At 43.4% G+C, this 20,923-nt stretch carries 19 protein-coding genes, 1 tRNA gene and 1 other RNA gene; 14 read left to right on the top strand and 7 right to left on the bottom strand.

The window, feature by feature from the left end; translation table 11 throughout:
- Positions 1-22 precede the first annotated feature (22 nt).
- A tRNA-Tyr gene (locus AB4585_RS03575) sits at positions 23-107 on the bottom strand.
- 563 nt (positions 108-670) lie between these two features.
- On the opposite strand from AB4585_RS03575, the gene AB4585_RS03570 reads away from it, so the two are divergent.
- The 3 genes from AB4585_RS03570 (at position 671) to AB4585_RS03560 (ending at position 5,339) form a co-directional block, all read left to right on the top strand.
- Positions 671-1,747: an efflux RND transporter periplasmic adaptor subunit gene (locus AB4585_RS03570; RefSeq protein ID WP_050644646.1), complete on the top strand. Its 1,077-nt coding sequence runs from the start codon at positions 671-673 to the stop codon at positions 1,745-1,747.
- Positions 1,747-4,860, top strand: coding sequence for a vibriobactin export RND transporter permease subunit VexH (gene vexH / locus AB4585_RS03565; protein WP_372169355.1), 3,114 nt, complete (start codon positions 1,747-1,749; stop codon positions 4,858-4,860). Before AB4585_RS03570 ends, vexH begins: the two co-directional genes overlap by 1 nt.
- 158 nt (positions 4,861-5,018) lie before the next feature.
- Positions 5,019-5,339 (top strand): DUF1244 domain-containing protein, encoded by a 321-nt coding sequence (locus AB4585_RS03560; RefSeq protein ID WP_004736423.1) that lies wholly within the window; start codon positions 5,019-5,021, stop codon positions 5,337-5,339.
- 93 nt (positions 5,340-5,432) lie between these two features.
- Here AB4585_RS03560 and AB4585_RS03555 read toward each other — a convergent pair whose 3' ends face one another.
- Positions 5,433-6,500: a PLP-dependent cysteine synthase family protein gene (locus AB4585_RS03555; protein WP_372169354.1), complete on the bottom strand. Its 1,068-nt coding sequence runs from the start codon at positions 6,498-6,500 to the stop codon at positions 5,433-5,435.
- A gap of 129 nt (positions 6,501-6,629) precedes the next feature.
- On the opposite strand from AB4585_RS03555, the gene AB4585_RS03550 reads away from it, so the two are divergent.
- Both AB4585_RS03550 and AB4585_RS03545 read left to right on the top strand, forming a co-directional pair.
- Complete coding sequence (locus tag AB4585_RS03550) at positions 6,630-7,103, top strand: Lrp/AsnC family transcriptional regulator (RefSeq protein WP_017062025.1); 474 nt, start codon at positions 6,630-6,632, stop codon at positions 7,101-7,103.
- A gap of 89 nt (positions 7,104-7,192) precedes the next feature.
- Positions 7,193-7,858, top strand: a complete 666-nt coding sequence (locus AB4585_RS03545) for a hypothetical protein (protein WP_065677409.1) — start codon at positions 7,193-7,195, stop codon at positions 7,856-7,858.
- A gap of 133 nt (positions 7,859-7,991) precedes the next feature.
- On the opposite strand, the gene tesB is transcribed toward AB4585_RS03545, so the two are convergent.
- Positions 7,992-8,852, bottom strand: a complete 861-nt coding sequence (tesB, locus tag AB4585_RS03540; RefSeq protein WP_029224039.1) for an acyl-CoA thioesterase II — start codon at positions 8,850-8,852, stop codon at positions 7,992-7,994.
- 168 nt (positions 8,853-9,020) lie between these two features.
- On the opposite strand from tesB, the gene AB4585_RS03535 reads away from it, so the two are divergent.
- The gene (locus AB4585_RS03535) at positions 9,021-9,461 is read left to right on the top strand and encodes a YbaY family lipoprotein (protein WP_017058951.1); all 441 of its coding nucleotides are present in this window, start codon (positions 9,021-9,023) and stop codon (positions 9,459-9,461) included.
- 75 nt (positions 9,462-9,536) lie between these two features.
- On the opposite strand, the gene AB4585_RS03530 is transcribed toward AB4585_RS03535, so the two are convergent.
- Positions 9,537-9,839 carry an MGMT family protein gene (locus tag AB4585_RS03530; RefSeq protein ID WP_017058952.1) on the bottom strand — a complete coding sequence of 101 codons (303 nt, stop codon included), beginning with the start codon at positions 9,837-9,839 and terminating at the stop codon, positions 9,537-9,539.
- Between the two features lie 227 nt (positions 9,840-10,066).
- On the opposite strand from AB4585_RS03530, the gene AB4585_RS03525 reads away from it, so the two are divergent.
- From AB4585_RS03525 to AB4585_RS03505, 5 genes are all read left to right on the top strand, one after another.
- Positions 10,067-10,810 (top strand): hypothetical protein, encoded by a 744-nt coding sequence (locus AB4585_RS03525; protein ID WP_017058953.1) that lies wholly within the window; start codon positions 10,067-10,069, stop codon positions 10,808-10,810.
- A 196-nt stretch (positions 10,811-11,006) separates the two neighbouring features.
- Positions 11,007-11,103, top strand: an RNA gene (gene ffs, locus AB4585_RS03520) — signal recognition particle sRNA small type.
- A gap of 138 nt (positions 11,104-11,241) precedes the next feature.
- The gene (locus tag AB4585_RS03515; protein WP_372044232.1) at positions 11,242-11,865 is read left to right on the top strand and encodes a Tn7 transposase TnsA N-terminal domain-containing protein; all 624 of its coding nucleotides are present in this window, start codon (positions 11,242-11,244) and stop codon (positions 11,863-11,865) included.
- A gap of 2 nt (positions 11,866-11,867) precedes the next feature.
- Positions 11,868-13,733 (top strand): Mu transposase C-terminal domain-containing protein, encoded by a 1,866-nt coding sequence (locus tag AB4585_RS03510; RefSeq protein WP_017067306.1) that lies wholly within the window; start codon positions 11,868-11,870, stop codon positions 13,731-13,733.
- Complete coding sequence (locus AB4585_RS03505; protein ID WP_372111842.1) at positions 13,702-14,796, top strand: TniB family NTP-binding protein; 1,095 nt, start codon at positions 13,702-13,704, stop codon at positions 14,794-14,796. The genes AB4585_RS03510 and AB4585_RS03505 overlap by 32 nt, the downstream gene beginning before the upstream one ends.
- 3 nt (positions 14,797-14,799) lie before the next feature.
- On the opposite strand, the gene AB4585_RS03500 is transcribed toward AB4585_RS03505, so the two are convergent.
- Positions 14,800-15,108 carry a helix-turn-helix domain-containing protein gene (locus AB4585_RS03500; protein ID WP_372111840.1) on the bottom strand — a complete coding sequence of 103 codons (309 nt, stop codon included), beginning with the start codon at positions 15,106-15,108 and terminating at the stop codon, positions 14,800-14,802.
- A gap of 101 nt (positions 15,109-15,209) precedes the next feature.
- Between AB4585_RS03500 and AB4585_RS03495 the strand changes: the two genes are divergently transcribed.
- The 3 genes from AB4585_RS03495 to hsdR all read left to right on the top strand — a co-directional run bounded on the left by AB4585_RS03495 (position 15,210) and on the right by hsdR (position 19,664).
- Positions 15,210-15,755 carry a hypothetical protein gene (locus AB4585_RS03495; protein ID WP_017064061.1) on the top strand — a complete coding sequence of 182 codons (546 nt, stop codon included), beginning with the start codon at positions 15,210-15,212 and terminating at the stop codon, positions 15,753-15,755.
- Positions 15,749-17,131, top strand: a complete 1,383-nt coding sequence (locus tag AB4585_RS03490; protein ID WP_372133304.1) for a DEAD/DEAH box helicase — start codon at positions 15,749-15,751, stop codon at positions 17,129-17,131. The genes AB4585_RS03495 and AB4585_RS03490 overlap by 7 nt, the downstream gene beginning before the upstream one ends.
- Before the next feature lie 85 nt (positions 17,132-17,216).
- A complete protein-coding gene (gene hsdR, locus AB4585_RS03485; RefSeq protein WP_372169353.1) occupies positions 17,217-19,664 on the top strand; it encodes an EcoAI/FtnUII family type I restriction enzme subunit R in 2,448 nt (815 codons plus the stop codon).
- Here the strand turns inward: hsdR and AB4585_RS03480 are convergent.
- Together AB4585_RS03480 and AB4585_RS03475 are read right to left on the bottom strand one after the other, a co-directional pair.
- The gene (locus AB4585_RS03480) at positions 19,645-20,322 is read right to left on the bottom strand and encodes a site-specific DNA-methyltransferase (protein ID WP_371977909.1); all 678 of its coding nucleotides are present in this window, start codon (positions 20,320-20,322) and stop codon (positions 19,645-19,647) included. The two genes, hsdR and AB4585_RS03480, sit on opposite strands and share 20 nt — an antisense overlap.
- 7 nt (positions 20,323-20,329) lie before the next feature.
- The gene (locus tag AB4585_RS03475; RefSeq protein ID WP_080585234.1) at positions 20,330-20,611 is read right to left on the bottom strand and encodes a hypothetical protein; all 282 of its coding nucleotides are present in this window, start codon (positions 20,609-20,611) and stop codon (positions 20,330-20,332) included.
- Positions 20,612-20,923: the final 312 nt, after the last annotated feature.

Raw genomic sequence — 20,923 nt, 5'->3', positions numbered from 1 at the left:
CTTAAAAGAGGTAAGAAGAATATGGTGGAGGGAGACGGATTCGAACCATCGAAGGCAGTGCCGGCAGATTTACAGTCTGCTCCCTTTGGCCACTCGGGAACCCCTCCAGGGTGTTTTTTCCTAACTCATAATGGATAGGCTAAAGAGATGTTTTTCCCAACGCATCTCTCAAGTGCGGAGCGCATCATAGCAAACACGCTAAACCTGTAAAGGGTTTTTCTTATGGTTTTGTGTTAAATGCTGCCTTTTTGGGCAAAGATGGCGAAAAGTACGCATATTGCTCGTGAAGTGAACATCTATACTAAGGTTTACGTACTGATAGGTAACACCTTGAGGTGACTGGCTTTCTGTATTGTGTTCAATGTGTCTAAAACATGATGAAACGTAAATGGAATTTAATCTAGATTTACACTTCTTGACGTTACAGCATTCATCAGTTGATAGAATACGGTTAATTTCATTTATAGATAATAATACCAATCGTAGTAAATAACGTGTCATCTTAGCTTGCTAAAATGCTCGAGAACAGCGTCAGATATTTTGATTGTAGAATAACTACTTATCGAAACTATCTGTTGAAAAGAGCTGCCTTGTTCTCAAGCTTTTCCCTAAGCTATTTCTGACCACTTACTCACTGTGATTGGTACAAACTTACTTGCAGACCATTATTATGAAGCATAAATCTGTTTTAACCCTGCTTAGCTTGTCTATTCTTATGGCGTCTCCAGCCGTACTTGCTAAACGTATGGGCCCTAGCACTGTCACTGTTGTTACTGAGCAGGTTGATATTCACCAAGTTAGCCAATCTCTTTCGTTGGTCGGTAAGTTAGAAGCCGAGCAATCGGTAATGATCACTTCTGAAGTGGCTGGCAGAGTGGACTCTATCAACATTAAAGCCAATCAAGATGTCACTAAAGGGCAGATGTTGGTTCAGCTTGATGACGACAAAGCGAAAGCGGCGGTTGCAGAGGCTCAAGCTTATCTAAAAGACGAGCAACGTAAGCTAGCGGAATTTCAACGCCTAGTGAAACGTAACGCGATCACGCAAACTGAAATTGACGCTCAGAAAACGAACGTAGAGATCGCCAATGCTCGTTTAGCTGCTGCAAATGCCAATCTGAAAGATCTTCACATCAGCGCGCCATTCTCGGGCACTGTTGGTTTTATCGACTTTAGCCGCGGTAAAATGGTGACTGCAGGTACTGAACTCGTGACCTTAGATGACCTATCGGTAATGCAATTAGATCTGCAGATCCCGGAGCGCTACCTTTCTAAACTGTCTAAAGGTATGAAAGTAACGGCTCGCACTAGCGCATGGGGCGACACTCAGTTCACTGGTACTGTAGTAGGCATTGATTCTCGTATTAACGCTGAAACCTTGAACCTTCGAGTTCGAATCCACTTCGACAACAATAATGATTATCTAAAGCCAGGTATGTTAGTGGCGGCGGATATGGACTTCCCACCAGTGGAAGCGCCAATCATTCCAGTTCAAGCGCTTGAGTATTCAGGTACGAAGCGTTTCGTTTATGTTATCGACGAAGATAATAAAGCAACTCGTACAGAAGTTTTCCTTGGGGCACGTATCGATAACGAAGTCGTGATCGACAAAGGCATCGAAATTGGCCAGAAGATCGTGGTGCAAGGTATCGTGAACATGCGTGACGGCGTCTTGGTTCAAGAGCTTGCCGTTAATCGCCCAGCTGATGCAGCAAGTGATAAAAAAGCACAAGAAGGCGCTAACTAATGTTGTTATCTGATGTTTCTGTAAAGAGACCAGTAGCGGCCGTCGTATTGAGCCTACTATTGGTTGTGTTTGGTATTGTCTCTTTCAATAAGCTCGCGGTTCGTGAGATGCCAGATATTGAAAGCCCGGTAGTATCGATCAGTACTCGTTATGAGGGTGCGTCTGCCACCATCATTGAAAGCCAAATAACCTCCAACCTTGAAGACCAGTTATCCGGCATCAGTGGTATCGATGAGATCGAATCCACAACGCGTAACGGTATGTCGCGTATCACGATTACTTTTGAGCTTGGTTACGACCTCAATACCGGTGTGAGTGATGTTCGTGATGCTGTAGCTCGTGCGCAGCGTTCATTGCCCGATGAAGCCGACGACCCAATTGTTTATAAGAACAATGGTAGTGGTGAAGCTTCGGTCTACATCAACTTAAGTTCGACAGAGATGGACCGAACGCTGTTAACCGACTACACCGAACGTGTGTTGATTGACCGCTTTAGTTTGATTTCTGGCGTGAGCTCGGTGGATATCTCAGGTGGCTTGTACAAAGTAATGTACGTCAAGCTGAAACCTGCGCAGATGGCGGGTCGTGGTGTTACTACCTCCGACATCACATCTGCGTTGAACAGTGAGAACATTGAAAGCCCGGGTGGTGAAGTACGTAACGATGCGATTGTGATGTCGGTTCGTACTGCTCGTTCTTACACTGAAGCTGAAGATTTCGAATACCTAGTCGTTAAACGTGCCTCTGATAACACACCTATCTACTTGAAAGACGTAGCGGATGTTTACATTGGCGCAGAAAACGAGAACTCGACCTTTAAGAGTGACGGCGTTGTTAACGTAAGTATGGGTATCGTGCCTCAGTCAGATGCGAACCCACTTGAGGTGGCTGACTTAGTCCATAAAGAAGTCGAAGCAATTCAAAAGTTCTTGCCAGACGGTACTCGTTTAGCTGTCGACTATGACTCAACTGTCTTTATCGACCGCTCAATCTCTGAGGTTTACAGCACGCTCTTTATCACGGGCGGCTTGGTTATCCTTGTGCTTTATATCTTTATTGGTCAAGCACGTGCAACACTTATTCCAGCGGTAACCGTACCTGTATCTCTGATCTCGTCGTTTATTGCCGCGTACTACTTCGGTTTCTCTATCAACCTGATTACCTTGATGGCACTTATCCTGTCGATTGGTTTGGTGGTAGATGATGCGATCGTGGTGGTTGAGAACATTTTCCACCATATTGAACGTGGTGAGTCACCGCTGCTTGCGGCCTATAAAGGTACTCGTGAAGTAGGCTTCGCGGTAATCGCAACAACGCTTGTATTGGTAATGGTATTCCTACCAATCTCGTTCATGGACGGCATGGTTGGCCTATTGTTTACCGAGTTTTCTGTATTGCTTGCGATGTCGGTGATCTTCTCGTCGCTCGTGGCATTAACATTAACGCCAGTGCTAGGCAGTAAGATCCTTAAAGCGAACGTGAAGCCAAACCGCTTTAACCTGTTTGTTGAACGTGTATTTGGTAAATTAGAGTCTGGATACCGCTCGGTATTACGCCGCGCGTTAAATTGGCGTTGGGCTGCTCCTATCATCATTATCGCATGTTTGGGTGGTAGCTATGGTTTGATGCAACAAGTGCCAGCCCAGCTTACTCCACAAGAAGACCGTGGTGTTATCTTTGCGTTTGTTCGTGGCGCAGATGCAACCAGTTACAACCGCATGTCTGCCAACATGGACATCGTTGAAGAGCGCCTAATGCCGCTGCTTGGTCAAGGTTTCTTGAAGTCATTTAGTATTCAATCACCAGCGTTTGGTGGTAATGCTGGCGACCAAACGGGCTTCGTTATCATGATCCTGGAAGATTGGGACGAACGTGATGAAACCGCTCAGGAAGCGTTGAACGAAGTTCGTAAATCTTTAAATGGTATTCCTGATGTACGTGTATTCCCGTTCATGCCGGGCTTCAAAGGTGGTTCAAGTGAGCCTGTTCAATTTGTACTGGGTGGCTCTGATTACTCTGAGCTTCAGAAATGGGGCGAACTGTTAAAGCAAGCGGCTGAAGACTCTCCAATGATGGAAGGTGCGGACATCGATTACTCTGAGAAAACACCAGAGTTATTGGTAACCGTAGATAAACAACGTGCAGCCGAGCTAGGCGTTAGCGTTTCGGATATTTCAGATACGTTAGAGATCATGCTTGGCGGCCGTAGTGAAACCACTTTCGTTGACCGTGGTGAAGAGTACGACGTGTATCTGCGTGGTGATGAAAACAGCTTCAACAACGCGAACGATCTAAGCCAAATCTACATGCGAACTCAGTCTGGTGAGCTGGTTACACTTGATACGCTGACGCACATTGAAGAAGTGGCTTCATCGATTCGTTTGTCGCACTACAACAAGCAGAAATCGGTGACCATTAAAGCGAACCTAATGGAAGGTTACACGCTGGGTGACGCGCTCGATTTCCTTGATGAACAAGCGATTGAACAGCTACCGGGTGATATTTCAGTGAGCTACTCTGGCGAGTCAAAAGACTTTAAAGAGAACCAATCAAGTATCCTAGTGGTGTTTGCGCTAGCGATGCTGGTCGCATACTTGGTACTGGCCGCGCAGTTTGAAAGCTTCATTAACCCGCTGGTGGTGATGTTCACCGTACCTATGGGTATCTTCGGTGGCTTCTTAGGCTTGGTGCTGATGAGTCAAGGGCTCAACGTCTACAGCCAGATTGGTATGATCATGTTGATCGGTATGGTAACCAAAAACGGTATCTTGATCGTAGAGTTTGCTAACCAACTTCGTGACCGTGGTATTGAGTTTGAAAAGGCGATCATTGATGCTTCTGCTCGACGCTTACGTCCAATCATGATGACGGCATTCACGACGCTGGCTGGTGCAATTCCATTGATTACTTCAACGGGCGCAGGCTATGAAAGCCGAGTGGCTGTGGGTACGGTTATCTTCTTCGGTATGGGCTTCGCGACATTGGTAACTCTGTTCGTTATCCCTGCGATGTACCGACTGATTTCAGGATCAACACGCTCTCCGGGTCACGTGGAAGCGGAACTTAATAAAGAGCTTAGCCATGACAACGTGGGAAGAACCTCTCACGGTTAATGAACACGCACGATTAATGAACACGCACGATTAATGAACACGGAATAGTGTAACAATATTGAAAAGCCTGCGTTTGCTCCTAGCGAATTGCAGGCTTTTTTTGTATAACAAACAGAGCTCAACGAATTAATACAATAGATCGAATAAAGGAAAGTAAAGTGGCTGAATTTAAATACAAAGATCTTTCTCAAGAAGAACAAGATAAGCTGGATGCAGCAACCTTTCGTCGCCTGCTAGCACACCTAGATAACAATAAAGATGTGCAGAACATCGATCTGATGATCTTGGCTGGCTTCTGCCGAAACTGTTTCAGTAAATGGTACAAAGCGGAAGCAGAGCAACAAGGCTTAGACTTGGATATCGATGACGCTCGTGAGCGTGTATACGGCATGACTTACGATGAGTGGAAACAAAACCATCAACCAAAAGCGACGCCTGAACAACTTGCGGCATTTGAAGCGAAGCAGAAGCCAGAGTAATTTGTTCTCGTTAGTGGCTGATTAATAGAATGAATAAACAAAAAGGGCCCATCAAGGGCTCTTTTTTATTTCTAACTACCGGCTTATATGAACTTAAGCCAACTCACTCGTTTGGGAGAAAGCTTCTAGCTTCGCTGCATAAGGTTGTAGGTCTCCGATATTCAGATTTACCCACTCGTCATTGAAGTAAGTGTCTAGGTAACGCTCACCACTGTCACACAGTAAAGTCACGATAGAACCTTTTTCTCCACGTGCTTTCATTTCACTGGCTAATTGAAGCACACCGTACATGTTAGTCCCGGTTGATGCGCCGACCTTGCGACCAAGAATGTCAGATAACCAATGTGTCGTTGCGATACTTGCTGCGTCTGGGATTTTACGCATTTCGTCAACCACACCAGGAATGAAGCTTGGTTCTGCTCGTGGGCGACCAATGCCTTCAATCTTGCTGAATGTACTACATTTCACGTTCGCATTGCCTGTTTGGAAGTATTCGTGGAATACAGAGTTCTCAGGGTCCACAATACAAAGCTTAGTTTCATGTTGTTGGTAGCGAATGAAACGGCCAATCGTCGCTGAAGTACCGCCAGTACCTGGGCTCATTACTACCCAAGCCGGAACTGGGTGATCTTCCATCTGCATTTGATTGAAAATCGAGTTCGCGATGTTGTTGTTACCACGCCAGTCGGTTGCGCGCTCAGCGTAAGTAAATTGATCCATGTAGTGACCATTCAATTCTTCTGCTAAACGGCGAGACTCATCGTAAATTTCATCTGAGCGGTCCACAAGATGCGCTTGGCCGCCGTAGAATTCAATTTGCTCGATCTTTTTCTTCGCTGTGCATTTTGGCATTACCGCGATAAATGGAAGGCCAAGTAGGCGAGCGAAGTAAGCTTCAGACACCGCAGTACTGCCCGATGAAGATTCAATGATCGTGGTTTCTGGGCCAACCCAACCGTTACAGATGGCGTATAAGAAGAGAGAACGCGCTAAACGGTGCTTTAAAGAGCCTGTAGGGTGTGTGCTTTCATCTTTAAGGTAAACATCAATGCCTTCGATACTTGGTAGATCGAGCTTGATAAGGTGCGTATCCGCTGAGCGTTGGTAGTCCGCTTCAATTTTACGAATCGCGTTGTTAATCCATTGATGGTCAGTGCACATAAACGTTCTCCTGATCGAGTGTAGGAATTCTTTGTAATTGGTATGGTTCTAATTTATCTATAATCGGAGAGAAAAACTTTGCCATATTTGCTTTGTTTTGCTTAAATTGTAGAAAATTATTCTCTTTAAATGCGATTTGGTGAAAGTGTGATAGATGCCGTAGATAAAAAAATATTAGGGTTACTGCAAGAAGACAGCACCCTGTCATTGAACGATATTTCTGAAGCGGTCAATCTCACTACAACGCCTTGTTGGAAAAGGCTTAAGCGCCTCGAAGAGAACGGCATTATTGAGAAAAGAGTTGCACTGCTGAACCCGGAAAAACTGGATCTTTCCTTTACTGCGTTCGTATTGGTGAAAACCAGTGATCATTCTCATGAGTGGTATGGTCGTTTTGTGAATACTGTGTCGGAATTTCCAGAAGTGATGGAGTTCTATCGCATGGCTGGCGAATATGATTATATGATGAAGGTTCAGGTTAAAGACATGAAGTGCTTTGATGATTTCTATAAGCGCTTGGTGAATAGCATTGATGGTATCTCTAATGTGACCTCGACGTTTGCGATGGAACCATTGAAGTACACGACAGCATTGCCGCTTTAAGCTGCGCCTAGTAATAGATTAACTATCGCTTTAGTTTAACTATCTTCTCAGTTTAGATCTCGTCTCTGCGATAAAGAAAAGGATTATTCATGTTTGCAAAAGTATCTACCGCTATCCAGCTGGTACTGGCGGTCGCCATTTTTTACTTGGGTTACACCATCTACTCATTGACTAATAAAGTCGGTGAAATCGTTGATACTTACCCGCAAGTTATCGAAGACATATCGGGCCTCACCAAAGGGCTCAAAGTAGAAGAGCTATTAGCGCTTGCTGAACATGTCAGCGATCTTGCTCCTCAGGTGTTAAACACTGTCGAAGAAGTTAGAAAGACGATCGATGACGTGAATCAAACCGTAGCCTCGGTCGACAATAAAATCCCAGCGATATTAGATGAAGTAAAAAATGTTAGAACGGAAGTCGAGCAGGTAAGAACCGATGTTATTCCTCCTACATTAACGGAATTAAAGAGATACCGCGTAGACGTAATGCCACCTATGCTCGCGGAAAGTAAATCGTACCGTGAGCAAACTATCCCCGCTGTTGTTACTGAATCTGAAATGCTAAGAGCGGAAGTGCCGAATATTTTGGTACAAGCTAATTTGTTGGCAGATAAGAGTCAAGCTTTGGCTCAGGACGCTGCAGAAGGCGCTGTGAAAGGTGTGATGTTATCGCCATTTAACCTTCTGCGAGATGCCGGAGATGGCATTAAAACGCGAGTACAAAGCGAGTTTGAGCCTACGCTAGAAGCAGAATAGATTTTAGTCACTCTTAAGTGACGGATTTTCGTAAGTGTTATAAAAAAGAGAGGCTAGGTATTAAACCTAGCCTCTTTTTGTTTGTGCGTATTTGGGGCTTGTAAGAAGCGTTTATCCGCTATTAATTTGAGCGCTACTTAGTAAAACGCATCACACCTTCTTGTACTGCCGTCGCTACCAGTTCACCTTTCTGGTTGAAGATCTCGCCGCGCACTAGGCCGCGAGTGTTCGCTGCCGTTGGGCTTTCAATCGCATAAAGCAGCCATTCGTCCATTTTGAATGGGCGGTGGAACCAGATTGAGTGGTCAATCGTCGCCACTTGAAAATTTGGCGTCATGATAGAGACTTCATGAGGGTGAAGCGCCGTCACCAAGAATCCCCAATCCGATGCGTAAGCAAGCAGGTATTGGTGGATCAATTGGTTGTCTGGCATCGCGCCATTCGCTCTTACCCAAAGGTATTGTTTCGCTTCCGTCTTCTTAGGTTTCAGTGGATTTACCACCGTCACCGGGCGCATCTCAATCGGCTTTTCGCCACAGAAGGTTTTGCGCAGTTTCTCTGGTAAAAATTCAGCAATGTGGCTCGCTAATTCAGTTTCTGAAGCAAAGTTCTCTGGTCCCGGAATATCAGGCATTGAAATCTGGTGTTCAAAACCTGGCGCATCGCCATGATAAGAAGCGGTGAGATAGAAAATAGGGCGGCCATTTTGAATCGCTTTTACACGGCGCGTGCTAAAGCTGCGTCCATCTCGTAGGTTCTCAACGTCGTAAATGATTGGCTTTTCAGGATCGCCGGGAAACAGAAAATAACTGTGGAACGAGTGAACACTACGGTCGTCTTGAACGGTATAACGAGCAGCAGAAAGCGCTTGTCCCAATACCTGACCGCCGTATACCTGTGGTAGGCCTAGGTTCTCACTTTGCCCACGGAATAAACCTTCTTCCAGTTTTTCTAGCTGAAGTAAACTTAGTAATTCTTGTAAAGGTTGACTCATCGCCAGCATTCCTCTTCGTAAAATGGGTGTCAGATTATGGTGTTAATCATTTAGCTTAGTCAGATATCTGTCAATAAATCATAGGGTTTCAAGACAGAATATGAAAGCTCTCTTATAATTGGTGAGTAGATTTGCCGAGTCCGGCAAACATGTTGAGAGAAATTGAATATGAAAAAGGCTCTAATTCTTATTACGTCTTTAGTATCGTTTGGCCTACTTGTTGGTTGCCAAGCAACATCAGAAACGAGCGCTTCTCAAGAAGTGGTTGCAGAGAACACTCAAGTGATTTCAGGAACAGTAAGCTACCGTGAAAGAATTGCATTGCCAGAGAATGCAGTGGTTACCGTTACGCTAGAAGATATCTCACTGGCTGATGCACCATCGACGGTTATCGCAACTCAAGAGTTCACCACAGACGGTAAGCAAGTACCGTTCGCATTCGAGCTGAGCTACGACAACGACAAAATTAAAGCTAACCACCGTTACAACATGCGCGCATCGATTCATGTTGACGGTAAACTGCGTTTCATAACGGACACGATTAAGTCAGTAATTACTGATGTAGAAAATACACAGCAAGCAGACCTACGTTTGGTTGGTGTTCGTTAATCAGAAATCGATGCCACTGTTAAGGCATCTTGATTGGCTTAACTTAGCCAGTTGAATTGACGATTAGTGGCAGCTCTAGGGCTGCCATTTGTATATTCTGAGTTTAACTTTTCCTGCATCACTCACCTCAACCCCTTCTTTAACCAAATGCTGCTTTTGTCTGTCGAACGAATCAGCCTTTAAAGATATTTCACCCTTGCTGTTTATCACTCGATACCAAGGCAGTTTGCTACCTTCTGGCAGGTTACCCAGCGCTTTACCAACATGGCGCGCATAGCCCGGAAATCCTGAAAAACGTGCTATGTCTCCATAAGTTGTTACTTTCCCATATGGAATTTGGTGAATCACAGCAAAGATTTGGCTTAAAAATTGGTCCATACTAAATGTTCCTAGTTCATAAATACCAATCACAGTAAGTAAGTGTTCAAAAATAGCACAGGGAAAAAGCTTGAGAGCAAGGCCGCTCTTTTTGATAAGAAGTTTTGATAAGTAGTTATTCTACAATCAAAAAATCTAACGAGGTTATCGAGTTTTTTAACAAGCTAGGGTGACCAGTTAATTACTACGATTGGTATGGTACCACGGATCGGTAGAAGGAGAGGGCTATGGTATTTACAACGTTTCAGTTCTTGATCACCACATTATTAGCGGTTGTTTGCGCGAGAGCAATCAGTTTAAGTGAGGGAGATATCCCGGTGCTTGCAATGGTAATTCCTGCTTTATGGATTTTACCGCAGGGGGGGATAGCAGGATTAGCTTTGCTTGTTTCCATGACCACTTATGGTCTAACCCTTCCTTTGCAGCCCATCACGCTGTCTGTCAGTGCGTGGGTACTGTTCCCGCTATTGATGGTGGTCTTCTCAAGACGCAGTAGTTTGTCGGTCGTGATTATTTCCGGCTTAATTGTGACTACTTTGCAGGTCGGGATCATGGTCACGCAATCAGCAGGCAAGCTTGAAGGTGTCCCTTGGGTTACCACACTTCAGACCTTATCTATCATCGTAATTTGGTGGGCGGCAAATCATCTTAAGCCTGCCAGCCGACACAGCTGGTGGTCATTAGGCTTAATACTTCCATTATGGATAGCCGATTTACCTTATGCCGCTTTGGTTGCCTTGTGTATAACGGGCATCATGGCATCGATGGAAACGCTGACGCGCTTGAAAACCTTCCGCTGGAATAAACTATTATGTTGGACACTGCCAACGGTCGGCTTTGCGGCTCTGGTGATTACTCCAAGCATCGAAGTACCAAGCCCAGTCTTTGTGGTGTGGTTGTGTCTATTAGGTACCGCGTGGATGACAGACTACATCATTCGCACAGAAGATAACGAAGACATCGATATCTAGTACTCCAGCAATCCAAACCTTCCAAATGCAGGTAAATGGTGAATTTACCTGCGATTTCCTAGTGGTTTGAATAAAGGATAAGCACTTAGACCGCAATTGTTCAAAAATAGGGTGGAAGGGCTTGCAATGGTTGCTGTGATGCTTAATAATCCAATCACTCTTTGAGGCAAGCCTCTTAGAAAACGAATCTATGGGGGCCTGGTCCTCCCGCAACAATAGCTCGTGAACTCGGTCAGGCCTGGAAGGGAGCAGCCGCAGCGAGTGACTTGTGTGCCGGGATGTGGCTGGGTTCCCACCCCTTATGAAGCCTGCAATATATGTTCGCATAAATTGCAGGCTTTCTTCATTTCTGCATCATAAGTCTTCATATTTGCACCATAAGTCTTCATAGTCTATTTTTTGTTGTAGGTTTACAACAAAAGTGATTTGCTATGTTCGATCAAACCAAGAAATCATCTCACGTACACAACATCTGTAAGTTCATGAGCTTGAAGAATGATGCTGTTGTCCGCACTCTCTCTATTTTGGAGTTCGATTTCTGCTTTCACCTCGAATATAACGCAAACGTTAAAAGTTTTACCTCTCAACCTTTTGGCTTCCACTATCAATTCAATAATCGTAAGTGCCGATATACCCCAGACTTTTTAGTAACAAATCACAACGAGCAGTCAACCCTCTTCGAAGTAAAACACTCTAGTCAGATTCTCAAACCTGATTTCAGGAATAGATTTGAAGAGAAACAAAGAGTGGCGTTGAATGAGTTCAACAGACGCTTAGTTTTGGTTACTGAGAAACAAATTAGAATGGGACCGACGTTAGATAACTTTAAGTTACTACACCGTTATTCCGGATTGCGAACCGTGACTGAGTTTCAAAAACTAGTATTGGCGTTTATTCAACGAAAACAAATGGTGCAGCTACAAGAGGTGTCTTTGTATTTCGGTTTATCGGAGCAAGACACACTTATCTCTACTCTTCCTTGGATCTCTTCGGGGCAAATCAAAACAGACCTCAACAATATTGGCTTTGGCCTCGAAACCTACGTTTGGTGTTAACTATGCCATCGGACTCTAACAGCATATTTGGGTTCTTTGATGAATTTGAAGCTTCAGAGGGAGAGTCTCAGCAGCTTCCAATAGAGCTAATTCATGAACCTATTGAAATCACCTCAACTATTGATTCTCAATCACCGAAGGTACAGCAAGAAGTTATCCGTCGTATCAAAATCATCGCGTTCGTAGAGAAGCGTTTAAAAGGCGGATGGACCGAGAAAAATTTGAACCCTCTCTTAACTCTTGTGGAATCGGAATTACAACTCATTCCCCCGAGTTGGCGAACTTTAGCAACTTGGAAAAAATCTTACTTTGAAGCGGGGAAAGACCCATGTGCGCTTATTCCTAAGCATACGTTTAAAGGCAATCGACAAAAAGAGTTCGATTCTCAATCTTTAGTTGATGAAGCAATTAACAGCGTATACCTGACTCGTGAACGCTTAAGTGCTGCTGAAGCATATCGATACTATAAGAGTCGAGTGATTCAATTAAATCGTGGGATTGTTGAGGGGAAAATAAAACCAATTGCCGAACGTTCTTTTTACAATCGAATACACGACTTACCTCCTTATGAGGTAGCGAGTGCAAGGTTTGGTAAAAGATACGCAGACCGAGAATTTCGCTCGGTTGGTCAGCAAGTAGTTTCGACCAAACCAATGGAGTATGTCGAAATTGACCATACCCCAGTTCCAGTTATTCTGATTGATGATGAGTTAGATATTCCTTTGGGGCGACCCTACCTGACGATGCTTTATGATCGCTTCAGTAAATGTATCGTTGGGTGCAGTATCAACTTTAGAGAGCCTAGTTTTGACTCTGTCAGAAAGGCGCTATTGAACTCGCTACTAGATAAGAGTTGGGTAAAGCAAAGGTATCCATCCATTGATAATGAATGGCCTTGTCACGGCAAAATTGACTGTTTAGTTGTCGATAATGGTGCTGAATTTTGGAGTCAAAGCTTAGAAGATTCGTTACGGCCTCTAGTGTCTGACATCCAATACAGTCAAGCAGCTAAACCTTGGCGAAAGTCAGGGATCGAAAAGCTGTTTGATCAGATGAATAAAGGGTTAGTGAATTCACTACCTGGAAAAACATTTACCAACCCTACTCAACTACAAGATTACAACCCAAAGAAGGATGCGGTGGTTAGAGTTTCTGTATTTCTTGAATTACTTCATAAATGGATTGTCGATTATTACCACATGGCACCAGATTCAAGAGAACGTGATATTCCATACCACAAGTGGAACCAATCGGAATGGACTCCCTCCTACTACGTTGGTACTGAGAAGGAGCAGTTGAGAGTTGAGCTAGGTTTGCTTAGACACCGAACTATTGGAGTGGCAGGGATTAGACTACATAACTTACGTTATCAGTCCTCCGAACTTATTGAATACCGTAAATATTGGGCATCTAACAATGGTAAAAAGCTTTTTGTTAGGACCAAAACAGACCCCTCTGATATCAGCTACATTCATGTTTACCTAGAATCGGAAAAGAGGTACATAAAAGTTCCAGCGGTAGACAACTCTGGATATACAAAAGGACTGTCCCTTTTTGAACATGAGCGCATACAAAAAGTACGCAGGATTAACACTAAGCAGCTTGCTGATGATGAGGCGCTTGCGGATACATTTCTGTATATGAAAAAACGTATTCAGGAAGAAACCGATAGGTTCCGCAGTGCCAAAAGTAATAAGGGTAGCTTGCCTAAAACGGGTAACACTTCGAAATTAGCAAAATTTAATGATGTGGGCTCAGAGGGGCCAAGCTCAATCAGTACGGCTCCGGCAAAAAAAGAAGCTGCGGTCGTGTTCGATGTTTCAGAACAAGTAGCTGATGATGATTTTGAAGATATTGAGGGGTATTGATTTGAACTTAACATCTAGACAGTTTGAGCAACTAAAACTCTTTGAAACCAGCTTTATCGAGTATCCAGCTATAACTGAAATCTACTCCATTTTCGATCAGCTTCGTTTTAATCACTCCCTTGGCGGTGAACCGGAGTCTTTCTTGTTAACTGGTGAGGCCGGAAGTGGAAAGACGGCTTTGATTAACAACTATTTATCACGCTTTCCGCCGAGTTCAACTTGGAGTAAACAACCTGTTCTTAGCACCAGAGTTCCAAGCCGCATAAATGAACAGAACACGCTTACGCAGTTTTTAGTCGATTTAGATGGAAAGTCAGGTGGAAGAGGTACCCGACGACGTAATGAAATTGCTCTTGGTGAGGCTGTCGTAAAGCAACTTAAACGTAAATCTGTTGAGCTGATTATCGTCAATGAAATTCAAGAGCTTGTGGAGTTTTCTACAGCAGAAGAAAGGCAGGCTATTGCTAATACGTTCAAATACATAAGTGAAGAAGCAAAAGTCTCGTTTGTGTTGGTTGGTATGCCTTATGCTGATGTGATAGCGACAGAGCCGCAATGGAACTCACGATTAAGTTGGAGACGAAAGATTAACTATTTCAAGCTGTTGAAAGCTAACAGCCATTCGAGTGTAACGGCATCTTATAGTTTTGACTTGGAGCAAAAAAAGCACTTTGCTAAATTTGTCGCTGGTTTGAGTGCGAGAATGGGCTTTGATGAACCGCCGGTGCTTACAAAAAATGAAGTGTTATATCCTTTGTTTATTATGTGTAGAGGGGAGTGCCGAGCGTTAAAGCACTTCTTGAAAGACGCACTACTTATGAGTTTCAGTGAGAACGTTGATACGATAGACAAAGAGATATTGTCACGTACCTTTTCATTTAAGTTCCCCTACTTGGACAACCCTTTTAATTGTTCTATCGAGGAGCTTCGTCTTCATCAAATTGACTCTGGATCGTCTTACAACCTGAATGCCATTGCCGTAGAAGATAAGATACTTGCTCCGCGATTTACGGATGCAATTCCATTGAGTATGTTATTGAGCAAAAATGGACTTAAAGCTTAAGTATTACTTCTCGCTCTTTAGGTTATCCAACAGCACCACCTTCTCTTCATCACTCATCTTATCAATGGCGCACGCTAACTCAGCGCTCAATTCGCTCCTACAGAAAAAGTAGTTTAGCGGCACATCTAATTCTTCAGCCATACGTTCAAGCGTACCAATATCGGGTACATGCCTGCCTTTCTCGTAATGATTCATACGACCGCTAGCAGAACTCTGCTCCATACCAATTTTCACCCCTAAATCTTTTTGGGTGATCTTGGCTTTTTTACGCGCAGCTTTGAGCCTCGCAGGGATGGGGTTGTCTTTTTGCACTTACACATTTCTTTTCAACCTTTAGATAACTTAGATTGTCTAAGTTTTACTGATTTTTGTATACTTAGCAATCCTAAGTTTTTATTGCCTGTAAGAGTCACATGAAGAAAGTAACCAGAATTAACCCTCACATGTTTAACCTATTGATTGAGAAAGGGATGGATAATTTCTCCGTCACAGACGCTAGGGATGCTTTGCTAAACAGTGCTTCAACCTTCTCGAGTAAGGACGACGCTCGAAAGTATGTTTATAAGCAACTTCTATCTTTTGAGGAGAAAGGCTGGCTTTCTGTTATTGGGGTTCGCAGAGACAAACGCTACCATCAAACTAACGAATTCAAAGCGCTCACAATTGAGCCTAGATCGGGTCGAAATAGGAAAGCTAAGGTCGACTCAACGGATATTCAAATTCCAGAGTGCTCTCTAAATGCACTAGAGCGAGAGAAGAAACAGCATGAAGGTGAGCTGGCGATTACTCTAGGCGAGATTGAGGAATACCAATCGTTGTTAGCGCGTTTCCCAAACAACAAGCAAGATATGCAGCCGCTATTTAATGCAGCAAGAGAACGCTCAGCCAAGCTATTAGGCAGAATTAATGCACTAACCAACTGGATGCAAGTCGCCCAAAGTAAGGCTCCTCAATGTTAAGAGCATGGCAAGCCGAGTGTGCAGATCAAGCTGTCGAGAAATTCACTTCAAACAAGCATTCACACTTCTTCTGCCAAGCGACTCCTGGAGCGGGTAAAACCGTTATGGCCGCCGAGGTTGCGAGTCGGTTATTTGAAATAGGCATGATTGACTTAGTGCTGTGCTTCTCGCCCTCTCTGACTGTTGCTGAAGGGATGCAAAAGACCTTTTCATGGAAGCTCGAATGTTCCTTTAATGGAGGTTTGGGTTCTCTTGGAGGTTCTTACACCTACCAATCAATCCGTTTTTTGGATGAAAACTTTTGGTACACCGTCAGCAAATATCGAGTTTTAGTCATATTTGATGAGATCCACCATTGTTCGTTTGATGACGAGGGGCGGTCAAATTCATGGGGGCTAGAAATTGTTTCTAAGATCCAAGGCTTTGCTCGTTACACTCTGGCGCTGTCGGGCACGCCTTGGCGTTCTGACCGACTACCGATCGTCATGGCTGAGTATTCCGACCCTGATGGTAAGGTTGTTTGCGATTATCAATACGGCTTGCAACAGGCAGTTGAAGATAAGGTATGCCGCCGCCCTAAAATCGTTTTAATCGATAATGAACACCTGAGCGTTAAGGCTGGCAGTGACAATCAACACTTCGCCTCTATTCTTGATTGCCTTAAACAATCCGATGTCTCTTACCAAAGCGTCATTCACAACGAAGACGCTATGAATTACATACTAAATAGCGGTTGCCAAAAGTTAGAGCAGATAAGGCAAGAGTCCCCAAGTGCTGGAGGCTTGGTGGTCGCCTCTTCTATTAAGCACGCTAAAGACATTCAAAAGCGACTTGTTGAGCACTTTAATCAATCAGCATGCATAGTGACTTATCATCACGATAATCCGTTAAATGAAATTGAATCTTTTCGTCATTCAAGCGTTCAGTGGATAGTCAGTGTTGGGATGATAAGTGAAGGAACGGATATTCCAAGGCTGCAGGTTTGCTGTCATATGAGTTCGGTAAAAACGGAGCTTTACTTTAGACAAGTCCTTGGAAGGATATTGAGAGTTAATGATTCACCCAATCAAGAAGCCTGGTTGTATACCTTTGCCGAAGAAAGTTTGATTGGGTTTGCTGAAAGAATTGAGCAGGATATTCCAGAGTCGTGTCTATTTATTAAATCGAATGAACAGACTGATGAATCAGATAAGGCGCAGAGTTTTACTCCTACAGATTTTTCGTACGATAAGATTATGGTATCTGGGGAGTCCTCAACTCAACTAAATTGGTCAAAAATCGATGGGGTTCAAAACGCATTTTACTCTGATTTCGATGGTTATGATGAGTTACGTTTAGGTGATTTTAAACAAAGAGTTATCGCAACATTCACTTAATCACACCGTGAATAATGCGCACTCGGATTTATATTGGCTTTACGATATACTGATTAGCTATTGAGTCTCTCTACGAGTAATCTAAATGGTCAGCAGCATTAATAAAGCTAAGTTATCTGAAACCGACATCATTACCAAATTCATACTTCCTGCGATTAAAGATGCTGGGTGGGATGATATGACTCAGATTCGACAAGAAGTAAAACTGCGCGATGGTAAAGTGATTGTTCGAGGCCAAGCTGCTGCTCGTCAGAAAGTAAAATCAGCTGACATCGTACTTTATCATAAGCCTAGTATGCCGCTTGCAGTGATTGAGGCAAAAGCCAATAAGCATGAAGTTGGCAAAGGTATGCAACAAGGCATGGTGTACGCAGGTCTGCTAGAGGTTCCATTCGTTTTTGCCTCGAATGGCGATGGTTTTATTTTCCGAGACTTAACCAACCCAACTCAACTTGAAACGGAAATTCGTTTAGAGGATTTCCCAACCCCTCAGCAGTTGTGGGAAAAGTATTGTGCTTGGAAAGGGTATAAAGAAGAACATCTGCCAATTATCACCCAAGATTACCATGATGATGGCAGCGGTAAATCACCGCGTTACTACCAGCTTCAAGCTATCAACAAAACAGTAGAGGCCGTTGCTGCTGGTCAAGACAGAGCTTTACTAGTCATGGCGACGGGTACAGGTAAAACCTACACCGCATTTCAAATTATCTGGCGACTTTGGAAAGCCAAAGCCAAGAAGCGAATTTTGTTCTTAGCTGACCGAAATATCCTTGTCGATCAAACTAAAACGAACGATTTTCAGCCATTCGGCACGGCGATGACAAAGATTACAGGTCGCAAAGTCGATCCTGCTTTTGAGGTTCATCTAGCCCTTTATCAAGCGCTTACGGGACCAGAAGAAGAACAAAAAGCCTACAAGCAAGTAGACCCTAACTTCTTTGACTTAATCATCATTGACGAGTGCCACCGTGGTAGTGCTTCAGAAGACAGCGCTTGGCGTGAAATTCTTGAATACTTTAGCAGTGCGACTCAAGTCGGTTTGACGGCGACACCAAAAGAGACCGATGAAATATCTAACATCGAGTACTTTGGCGACCCAATTTATACCTACTCTCTTAAAGAAGGTATTGAGGATGGCTTCTTAGCCCCTTATAAAGTAGTTCGTGTCGATATTGATGTGGACGTCCAAGGTTGGCGACCAACCAAAGGGCAAACTGACAAAAATGGCGAAGTGATTGAAGATCGAATCTACAACCAAAAAGATTTTGATCGCACTATGGTTATTGATGAGCGTACAGAGCTTGTCGCACAAACCATCACCAACTATCTGAAACGTACCGACCCAATGGCCAAAACCATCGTGTTCTGTAACGACATCGATCATGCTGATCGTATGCGCCGTGCGTTAGTAAATTTGAATCCAGAACAGGTTAAGAAGAACGATAAATACGTAATGAAAATTACGGGCGATGACGATATTGGCAAAGATCAGCTAGACAATTTTATCAATCCTAAGAAAAAGTACCCTGTTATTGCCACGACTTCAGAGCTAATGACGACGGGAGTTGATGCAAAAACCTGTAAGCTAGTAGTGCTTGATCAAGGTATTCAATCGATGACCAAGTTTAAGCAAATCATTGGTCGTGGTACTCGTATTGATGACCGCTATGGCAAGCTTTGGTTCACTATCTTGGATTTCAAAAAAGCGACAGAACTGTTTGCTGATGAACGCTTCGACGGAACTCCAGAACGCGTGAAGGTCACGACTCCAGATCAGTTCGAAGATGAAGAAGATTTAGATGACATCATCGACGGCGTTGATGATGTCGATGCTGATAACCCATTCGGTGATGAAGACATTGACCCTGATTCAATTCAAGAGCCAGAGACTACCTATGGTGAAGATTTTGGAAACTCCCCTGAAAGTACAGGCGGTGCAGACGATTGGGGTGATGAGAATCGAGTTCGCAAATTCCATGTGAATGGAGTTCCAGTAAAAGCGCTCGCTGAACGTGTCCAATATTACGATTCAGACGGTAAGCTTGTGACCGAGTCATTTAAAGACTACACCCGTAAAACCATGGTGAAGCAGTTCTCTTCTTTAGATGAGTTCACCAAGCGTTGGAACGAATCTGACCGGAAGCAAGCCATTATCGATGAGTTAGCCGAAGCCGGTATTCTATGGGAAGCGCTAGAGGACGAAGTGGGTAAAGACATGGACCCATTCGATATGATTTGCCATGTCGTTTATGACCAACCCGCTTTAACTCGTAAAGAGCGCGCCGATAACGTGAAGAAGCGTAACTACTTCACTAAATATGGCGATACCGCGCAGCAGGTATTGAACAACCTTCTTGATAAGTATGCTGACGGTGGCGTTACAGAAGTCGAAAATATTACTGTACTTAAAGTCGCTCCTTTTAATGAAATCGGAAGTATGAAAGAAATCATTAACAATGGCTTTGGTGGTAAACCTCAATATCTTGAAGCAGTACACGATTTAGAAATGGCTATTTATGAATCTGCATAGAATGTGATTTTTGACGCTGCTCGAAATGTTCATGAGCAGCCGGAGAGATATCATTCCCCTTCACTTTTCTTTTCAAATTATTTGCCGCAATTAGCGTTGATCCAGAACCAAAGAATGGGTCAACGATTAATTCCCCTTGGTTACTACTTTGGGTAACTAGAACTTCCAGTAAATCTACAGGCTTCTCTGTAGGGTAGCCTCTATAAACTCGTTTATAGGTCAATATATCTGGTGTACTTAAGTTATTGAGTTTTCTTTTTCCTTTTTCAAAAAAGAGAATGTACTCATGTCTAGCTCTATAGTGGTATCCCATACCAATACAAACTTTATCCCAGATGATAGGCTTCCAGAACTTGAATCCTACTTTTTCTGCAATTGGTTTAATAAAAAACATCGTTTCTTGATCGCAGAATAGATAGAAATGAGAGTTATTTTTTAGCACTCGATATATTTCAGTTAACAGCTCTTCAAACCTTGAGTTTGGAAATATATCAAACCATTGATTACTTGATGATTTACTAACTTTTAACCTAGTAGTTGTTCCTATTTTTCGATGTTTTTCTAGAGATTCGTATGGTGGGTCTGTAATTAACAGATCAACGCTCGATGCTTTGAGCGTTGATAGCCAATCTACAGCATCAGTTTGTGATAGATTCATTCGATTCCTAGATTAAGCTGCTGCACGTTTTTCCATTCATATACGTCTGTGATTGAACACCTTTGTCTAAACGTCGACATTCAATACAGTAGCTTTGATAACCTTCTGGATTTCGAGCTGAAATTCGAGCTGGAGTTTTTCCAAAAGAAGATGGATAGGGGTGATAAACATGCTCACCATTATTAGCATCCGAGCAGTGTGGGCATGACTTGTATTTCATACCAGTTGCTGGGTCACGCTTATGGATCATTCCGATATTTAGACGTTTATTACAGCTACTACATGTCATATATGGCTCCTTTTTGAGGTAAAGGTATATGATATTGGTAATATATTAATCAAACAGTGACATAGGCAATGATTTCCATATTGAAGTGTAGGTTGACTATTAGTCCTTACAAATCAGCATGCGTTTAGATGATTCAATAGAGATTAACCCCCAATCAAGTCTATCGTTAAGGACGACCAATTGGGTTTCTGGAAAAACATTCAAGGCTTCATCTACGGCGAGCTTTAGTGAATCAAAGTCTAAAGTCATGGCTCTCAAATCGGTTCGTTCTCTACCCGAAATATCATACCAATGTAGTGGTCAACTGATATT

Origin of the sequence: Vibrio sp. 10N.222.49.C9 (assembly GCF_041474985.1) — a bacterium.
Taxonomy (GTDB): Bacteria; Pseudomonadota; Gammaproteobacteria; order Enterobacterales; family Vibrionaceae; genus Vibrio; species Vibrio crassostreae_C.
This window is presented reverse-complemented; position numbering and strand designations above follow the sequence as displayed.

What these genes read in the sequence shown, in the direction of transcription:
- AB4585_RS03570 (WP_050644646.1), top strand. Translation starts at nt 671, where the DNA reads ATGAAGCATAAATCTGTTTTAACCCTGCTTAGCTTGTCTATTCTTATG.
- vexH (WP_372169355.1), top strand. Translation starts at nt 1,747, where the DNA reads ATGTTGTTATCTGATGTTTCTGTAAAGAGACCAGTAGCGGCCGTCGTA.
- AB4585_RS03555 (WP_372169354.1), bottom strand. Translation starts at nt 6,500, where the DNA reads ATGTGCACTGACCATCAATGGATTAACAACGCGATTCGTAAAATTGAA.
- AB4585_RS03550 (WP_017062025.1), top strand. Translation starts at nt 6,630, where the DNA reads ATGCGATTTGGTGAAAGTGTGATAGATGCCGTAGATAAAAAAATATTA.
- AB4585_RS03545 (WP_065677409.1), top strand. Translation starts at nt 7,193, where the DNA reads ATGTTTGCAAAAGTATCTACCGCTATCCAGCTGGTACTGGCGGTCGCC.
- tesB (WP_029224039.1), bottom strand. Translation starts at nt 8,852, where the DNA reads ATGAGTCAACCTTTACAAGAATTACTAAGTTTACTTCAGCTAGAAAAA.
- AB4585_RS03535 (WP_017058951.1), top strand. Translation starts at nt 9,021, where the DNA reads ATGAAAAAGGCTCTAATTCTTATTACGTCTTTAGTATCGTTTGGCCTA.
- AB4585_RS03530 (WP_017058952.1), bottom strand. Translation starts at nt 9,839, where the DNA reads ATGGACCAATTTTTAAGCCAAATCTTTGCTGTGATTCACCAAATTCCA.
- AB4585_RS03525 (WP_017058953.1), top strand. Translation starts at nt 10,067, where the DNA reads ATGGTATTTACAACGTTTCAGTTCTTGATCACCACATTATTAGCGGTT.
- AB4585_RS03515 (WP_372044232.1), top strand. Translation starts at nt 11,242, where the DNA reads ATGTTCGATCAAACCAAGAAATCATCTCACGTACACAACATCTGTAAG.
- AB4585_RS03510 (WP_017067306.1), top strand. Translation starts at nt 11,868, where the DNA reads ATGCCATCGGACTCTAACAGCATATTTGGGTTCTTTGATGAATTTGAA.
- AB4585_RS03505 (WP_372111842.1), top strand. Translation starts at nt 13,702, where the DNA reads ATGATGATTTTGAAGATATTGAGGGGTATTGATTTGAACTTAACATCT.
- AB4585_RS03495 (WP_017064061.1), top strand. Translation starts at nt 15,210, where the DNA reads ATGAAGAAAGTAACCAGAATTAACCCTCACATGTTTAACCTATTGATT.
- AB4585_RS03490 (WP_372133304.1), top strand. Translation starts at nt 15,749, where the DNA reads ATGTTAAGAGCATGGCAAGCCGAGTGTGCAGATCAAGCTGTCGAGAAA.
- hsdR (WP_372169353.1), top strand. Translation starts at nt 17,217, where the DNA reads ATGGTCAGCAGCATTAATAAAGCTAAGTTATCTGAAACCGACATCATT.
- AB4585_RS03480 (WP_371977909.1), bottom strand. Translation starts at nt 20,322, where the DNA reads ATGAATCTATCACAAACTGATGCTGTAGATTGGCTATCAACGCTCAAA.
- AB4585_RS03475 (WP_080585234.1), bottom strand. Translation starts at nt 20,611, where the DNA reads ATGACATGTAGTAGCTGTAATAAACGTCTAAATATCGGAATGATCCAT.